We start from the raw sequence: 5,957 nt of genomic DNA, 5'->3' as shown, positions 1-5,957 counted from the left end.
ATGCCGGACCTGTCGAAGATGGACCCCAAGCAGCTCGAAGCCTTGCAGAAGCAGGCGCAGGCAGCCGGCCTAGGCGGCGGCATGAAAGGCCTTCCCGGCGGCGGTGGCCTGCCCAGCGGCATGCCAGGTTTGCCCGGCGGCATGAAACTTCCCGGGCTTCCCGGCCTCGGCGGTGGCGGGCTGCCCGGCCTTGGCAAGAAGAAGTGAGGACGCCATGAACGAAGAAAAGGACATGGCCGACGCCCGCGCCCTCCTGGCAGATTACCGGGCGTCGATCGACAACATCGACGCAGCCCTCATCCACATGCTTGCCGAGCGCTTCCGCTGCACCAAGGCGGTTGGCGTGCTGAAGGCGACTCATGGCTTGCCGCCGGCCGACCCGGCACGCGAGCAGCAGCAGATCGCCCGGCTTCGCCAGCTGGCGAAGGATGCCCATCTCGACCCGGATTTCGCGGAAAAGTTCCTCAACTTCGTCGTCCGCGAAGTGATCCGCCACCACGAACAGATCGCCGCTTCCAACGGCGTGACGAAAACCAACTGAAACCCAATCAACGAACTTAGTTTTTAGGAGAAAAGAAATGCCGTTGAAGATCCGACTGGCCCGTGCGGGCTCGAAGAAGCGTCCTTATTACCACGTCGTCATTGCCGACGCCCGTTCGCCGCGTGACGGCCGGTTCATCGAGTCCATCGGCTCGTGGAACCCGCTGCTGCCCAAGGACGGCGAACGCGTCAAGGTCGACGCCGACCGCGTCAAGCATTGGCTGGCGCATGGCGCCCAGCCGACCGACCGCGTGCTGCGCTTCCTCGACGAGGCCGGCCTCGTCAAGCGCGACGCCCGTTCCAACCCGAAGAAGGCCGAGCCGGGCAAGAAGGCGCAGGAACGCGCTGCTCTTCTGAAGAAGGCGCAGGAAGATGCCGCTGCTGCCGTTGCCGCCGCCGCGGCTGCACCGGCCGAGGCGGAAGCCGCAACCGCCGAATAAGTATTTGCTCTATCGCATCCAGGAAAACGGCGGGCCATGTGCCCGCCGTTTTTTCATTCGACCCTGTCTGTAAAAGCCGCCCGGTCAATAGCCGCGCGGGCAGCGGTCAATATAGACGCGGCCACGGCTATCGCGGTAGCGGCATTCGCCACGCTCGCTCGCCCGGCCGATCAGCGCGCCGGCAACAGCGCCGACAGCACCACCGACGACGGCGCCTTCAACCGGATCGCCGGCGACGGCCGCACCGACGGCAGCGCCACCGAGGCCGCCTACGGCCGCGCCTTTTTCCGTTTGCGAACAAGCGGCGAGCGGCACCAGCAGCGCCATCAAAAGCATCGTTTTCTTCATCGTCGTTCCTCTCCGATAGGAGCCGCCTCCGCCGCCGGGCGAATCTCTAACTCGCAACTCGACGATTCGATCCCTGAGATATTGCCCGGCAAAGGGTTCAGGCTTCGAGCCGAAAGCGGTGCTTCGATCCGGATCTAACGGCTGAACGGGATCAGCGCGCGGAGCCTGGGATCGCGCAGATACAGGCCACCCCACAGGATAATGCCGAGATAGACGCCGAACAGAATGTGCGAGAACAGCGGGTTGTCGACGCGGACATTGGTGGCGATGGCGCCGCCCATATAGGCGGTGAGCAGGATGGCGCCGAGCACCGAGGTGCGCGGCAGCGCATAGAGAGCGGTCGAGATCAGGCCGATGACACCAAGCATGCGGGCGACATTCGGATCGGCCGGCCAGCCAAGCGGCACCATCGTCTGGATGACGATATCGAGCGGCGGCAGCTTGATGGCGCCGTCGAAGATCATGAACAGCACGATGACGCCGCTGAGCGCGCGGCCGGTCCACAAAGCGCCCGGCGAGACGGGCGCGGTTTCGGAAATGCTCATGATGGTCCCTCCTGATGGCTCTATCCCCTTCTTGCTGGGGTCGAACCAAGGACGTGGCATGGAGCGGCGATCCGACAGCGGGGCGGATTCTTTTAATCCCGCTAAGCCCGCGCGCCATTGCCTACGAAAAATAGAACTTTTCCGCCGGGATCATCTTCGGCGGCGTTTCGCCAAGCGCCTCGAACACCGAGATTTCGCAGACACGGCAGAGGCTGTCGAGAGCGAGGTCGTTGGCTTCGGTGCCGAACGGATCCTCGAGCTCTTCCGACAGCGCGTCGAGGCCGAAGAAAGTGTAGGCGATCAGCGCGGTGAACAGCGGCGTCGCCCAACCGGTGGTCGAGATCAGGCCGATCGGCAGCAGCAGGCAGACGATATAGGCCGTGCGATGCACCAGCAGCGTGTAGGCGAACGGCAAGGGCGTACCGGCGATCCGCTCGCAGCCGGCCTGGATGGCGGCAATCGACGCGAGCCTCTCATCGAGGATACGAAAGCCGACCGTGTCGACGTCGCCCGCCAGGCGCTGCGCATTGGCACGCCGACCCATGCGCCTGACCATCTCATCCGCCGGATTGGAAAAGGCTGCTGCCTTGTCCGCCTCGGCGTCGATGAAGGCACGGGCATCCTTCATGCTGTCGATCTTGCGCAGCTGCCCGCGCAGGAAATGACAGAAGGCGAGCGCTTCCATCAGCAAGGCGCGCTGTTCAGTCTGGTCCGGGATGAGGCTGGTGGTGGCGCGTGCCAGGTTGCGCATTTCGAAGACCAGCGCGCCCCACAGCTTGCGCGCCTCCCACCAACGGTCGTAGGCGGCGTTGTTGCGGAACGAGAGATAGATCGACAATGTCACGCCGACCAGGCCGAAAGGCGTGATGTTGAAGACGCTGAAATCAAGCTGGAACCGGCGCGCCGCGGCCAGGATGATCGCGGAATAAAGCGCGAAGCCCAATATTTGCGGCAGAATGCGTGGCACGACCGAACCGCGCATGATGAAGAACAGCTGCAGGAATGTGGGGCGCGGGCGAACGATCATCGAAGGCCTTTCACGGACCGGCACTGGCCCTCAGCTTCTCTATTGTGCGATGCGACAGCTCTGCAAGCCCAGCCGCCAGCGACATCGCCATGTCGTCCTTGCAGCGCCTGGACTATCGGCACGCGCCGGTCGCGGATATTGAAGAGCACGTGGGCTGCGGCCCGTTTTTTGCAGGCGAGGGAAGACAGATGGCCGGCGAAACCGATCTCAAGACACTGCTGGCGTCGATGACACCGGAGCTGCTCGCCGGCGCCTATGTTTTCGTCACGCTGGCACCCGGCGTCCCTCAGCCGGAAGGCGTTGAGCCGGTGATGGTGTTTCGCGAGCGCGAGGGTGTGACGCTGATCGTGACCGAGGAGGAGGCCAACGCCGCGGCACTGACCGCTTCGTTCCGTTGCCGGATGCTGACGCTGAACATCCATTCGTCGCTGGAAGCCGTCGGCTTCCTCGCCGCCATCACCACGCGCCTGGCCGCCGCCGGCATGGGCGTGAACCCGGTTTCGGCCTTTTATCACGACCATCTGTTCGTTCCCGCCGATAGGGCGGAGGAGGCACTGAAGCTGCTGATCGGGCTGGCCGAGGACAACCGAGTGTAGCGCATCGGCGAAGCTGCCGATCTCCCCCCTCGTGGGGGAGATTGGCCTTCATCAATGCTCCGCAAACCTTCAGCATCCCGGCCGAGGGCCGAGCCCGCGACCGCGGGCCAGCCGCGCTAGCGGCGGTGCGGCCCGTGAGCGAAAACTAGATCAGCCGTCAGGCCGCCTTCTTCTTCGGCTGGATCAGGCCGCGCTCGACCAAAAGCTCGGCGATCTGCACCGCGTTGAGTGCGGCGCCCTTGCGCAGATTGTCGGAGACGATCCACATCGACAGGCCGTTGTCGATGGTCGAATCCTCGCGGATGCGCGAGATGAAGGTGGCGTCCTCGCCGGCCGATTCCAGCGGCGTGATGTAGCCTCCGTCCTCTCGCTTGTCCAACACCTGGCAGCCTGGGGCTTCACGCAGGATATCCCGCGCGTCGTCGGCGGTGATCGGCTTTTCGAACTCGATGTTGACCGCTTCCGAGTGGCCGATGAACACCGGCACGCGCACGCAGGTCGCCGTCAGCTTGATCTTGGGGTCGAGCATCTTCTTGGTCTCGGCGACCATCTTCCACTCTTCCTTGGTGGAGCCGTCGTCGAGGAAGACGTCGATGTGCGGGATGACATTGAAGGCGATGCGCTTGGTGAACTTCTTGACCTCGACGCCATCGGCGACGAAGACCGCGCGGGTCTGGGTAAAGAGTTCGTCCATGCCTTCCTTGCCGGCGCCCGACACCGATTGATAGGTGGCGACGACGACGCGCTTGATGGTGGCGAAATCGTGCAGTGGCTTCAATGCCACCACCAGCTGCGCCGTCGAGCAGTTCGGATTGGCGATGATGTTCTTGCGCGTGAACAGCGAGATCGCGTCCGGGTTCACTTCCGGCACGATCAGCGGCACGTCCTGGTCGTAGCGGAAGGCCGACGAATTATCGATGACGACGCAGCCCTGCTTGCCGATCTTCGGCGACCATTCCTTGGAGACGCTGCCGCCGGCCGACATGATGCAGATGTCGGTGTCGGAAAAATCATACTGGTCGAGCGTCTTCACCTTCAGCGTGCGGTCGCCGAACGACACTTCCGTGCCCTGGCTGCGCCGCGACGCCAGCGCCACGACTTCGCTTACCGGAAAGCCGCGCTCTTCCAATATGTTGAGCATTTCCCGGCCCACATTGCCCGTGGCGCCGACGATCGCTACCTTGAAACTCATCGAAAAATCTCCTGTCCCTCTCCGCTTGGTTTTTGGAGAAACCCGCTGGCCGCTGCGGGTTCCGTCCCCCGGGCCGAACCCGGGAGAGGGTGGTTAGGCCAAGGGAATCACACCGTTTTGGTGGTGGTTTTGCCAGTTTTCTTGGCCAAGAATGCGGTTTTGCTGAAACGAGGAGACGCGCCGACGCGCCCGGCCCAATGATGTGCATTGAGGCTGGGGGCATCGAATGCAGGAAGAGCCGTCAAAAGGCCGCGCATCGAAACTGTCCCGTTCGGTGCCGGCTTTTACGCGGTTTGCGGCAAGAGTCAATTGCCGAGCGGCGCCTGGTTTTGCGCGCGCCCTGTACAATCGCGGCTGCGCGAAGTACGAACGGCCAAGATTGTTTGGCTGGCGCGAGGCCCGCCCCGGCATGTGCTCCGTGATGAGCGCGGACCCTAAAATTCCGAAAGAGTGAGATGTCCAACTTCGAAGCACTTGTTCCAGCGCTTGCCAGGGCGCTGGAGAAACGCGGCTATTCCGAGCTGACGCCCGTCCAGAAGGCGGTCGTGGCGCCCGAGCTCGGCGAGGCCGATGCGCTGGTTTCGGCGCAGACCGGCTCCGGCAAGACGGTGGCCTTCGGCCTCGCTCTGGCGCCGACCCTGCTTGAGGGCGCGGAGCGCTTCGGCCACGCCGCCGCACCGCTGGCGCTGGCGGTGGCGCCGACGCGCGAACTCGCCTTGCAGGTGACGCGCGAACTGGAATGGCTCTACGAACTGACCGGCGCCACCGTGGCGTCCTGCGTCGGCGGCATGGACATGCGCTCGGAGCGGCGTGTGCTGGAGCGTGGCGCCCATATCGTCGTCGGCACGCCCGGCCGGCTGCGCGACCACATCACCCGGCGCTCGCTCGACATGTCGGCGCTGAAGGCGGTGGTGCTCGACGAGGCCGACGAGATGCTCGATCTCGGCTTTCGCGAAGACCTCGAATTCATCCTCGACGCCGCTCCGGCCGAACGCCGGACGCTGATGTTCTCGGCCACGGTGCCGCGCTCGATCGCCACGCTCGCCCAGGGCTATCAGCGCGATGCGGTGCGCATTTCGGCCGCCGGCGAGGAGAAGCAGCATCTCGACATCGAATATCGGGCGCTGAGCGTCGCCCAGCCCGACCGCGAGAACGCCATCATCAATGTGCTGCGCTATTACGAAGCCAAGAACGCGCTGGTGTTCTGCAACACGCGTGCCGCCGTCAATCATCTGACCGCGCGCTTCAACAACCGCAACTTCTCCGTCG

9 protein-coding genes and 1 pseudogene are annotated in these 5,957 nt (G+C 64.1%); 5 read left to right on the top strand and 5 right to left on the bottom strand.

The annotated features are described in order from the left end of the window. From EN925_RS19495 to rpsP, 3 genes and pseudogenes are all read left to right on the top strand, one after another. Positions 1-207: pseudogene (locus EN925_RS19495) on the top strand (signal recognition particle protein); the annotation flags it as partial. Positions 208-214: 7 nt separating this feature from the next. After that, positions 215-541 (top strand): chorismate mutase, encoded by a 327-nt coding sequence (locus EN925_RS19490; RefSeq protein WP_013528801.1) that lies wholly within the window; start codon positions 215-217, stop codon positions 539-541. 37 nt (positions 542-578) lie between these two features. After that, complete coding sequence (gene rpsP, locus EN925_RS19485) at positions 579-980, top strand: 30S ribosomal protein S16 (protein ID WP_013528800.1); 402 nt, start codon at positions 579-581, stop codon at positions 978-980. An 84-nt stretch (positions 981-1,064) separates the two neighbouring features. On the opposite strand, the gene EN925_RS19480 is transcribed toward rpsP, so the two are convergent. The 3 genes from EN925_RS19480 to EN925_RS19470 all read right to left on the bottom strand — a co-directional run bounded on the left by EN925_RS19480 (position 1,065) and on the right by EN925_RS19470 (position 2,900). Then, entirely contained in the window at positions 1,065-1,328 is a 264-nt protein-coding gene (locus EN925_RS19480) for a glycine zipper domain-containing protein (RefSeq protein ID WP_013528799.1), read from the bottom strand. A 134-nt stretch (positions 1,329-1,462) separates the two neighbouring features. Continuing rightward, the gene (locus tag EN925_RS19475; RefSeq protein ID WP_027162877.1) at positions 1,463-1,873 is read right to left on the bottom strand and encodes a DoxX family protein; all 411 of its coding nucleotides are present in this window, start codon (positions 1,871-1,873) and stop codon (positions 1,463-1,465) included. Between the two features lie 121 nt (positions 1,874-1,994). Continuing rightward, a complete protein-coding gene (locus EN925_RS19470) occupies positions 1,995-2,900 on the bottom strand; it encodes a bestrophin family ion channel (RefSeq protein WP_127368681.1) in 906 nt (301 codons plus the stop codon). A gap of 188 nt (positions 2,901-3,088) precedes the next feature. Here EN925_RS19470 and EN925_RS19465 point away from each other — a divergent pair, with 188 nt between their 5' ends. Beyond that, entirely contained in the window at positions 3,089-3,496 is a 408-nt protein-coding gene (locus EN925_RS19465) for an ACT domain-containing protein (protein WP_013528796.1), read from the top strand. Between the two features lie 157 nt (positions 3,497-3,653). Here EN925_RS19465 and EN925_RS19460 read toward each other — a convergent pair whose 3' ends face one another. Together EN925_RS19460 and EN925_RS39705 are read right to left on the bottom strand one after the other, a co-directional pair. Beyond that, entirely contained in the window at positions 3,654-4,688 is a 1,035-nt protein-coding gene (locus EN925_RS19460) for an aspartate-semialdehyde dehydrogenase (RefSeq protein ID WP_013528795.1), read from the bottom strand. Positions 4,689-4,795: 107 nt separating this feature from the next. Continuing rightward, entirely contained in the window at positions 4,796-4,945 is a 150-nt protein-coding gene (locus tag EN925_RS39705) for a hypothetical protein (RefSeq protein WP_164753489.1), read from the bottom strand. 198 nt (positions 4,946-5,143) lie between these two features. Between EN925_RS39705 and EN925_RS19455 the strand changes: the two genes are divergently transcribed. Beyond that, a partial coding sequence (locus tag EN925_RS19455) for a DEAD/DEAH box helicase (protein ID WP_164894282.1) occupies positions 5,144-5,957 on the top strand: 814 nt, incomplete at its 3' end.

Origin of the sequence: Mesorhizobium sp. M7A.F.Ca.US.006.04.2.1 (assembly GCF_004022915.1) — a bacterium.
GTDB classification, from domain to species: Bacteria; Pseudomonadota; Alphaproteobacteria; order Rhizobiales; family Rhizobiaceae; genus Mesorhizobium; species Mesorhizobium ciceri.
Note: the sequence above shows the minus strand (reverse complement) of the source record. Positions and strands in the feature narration are given on the sequence as shown.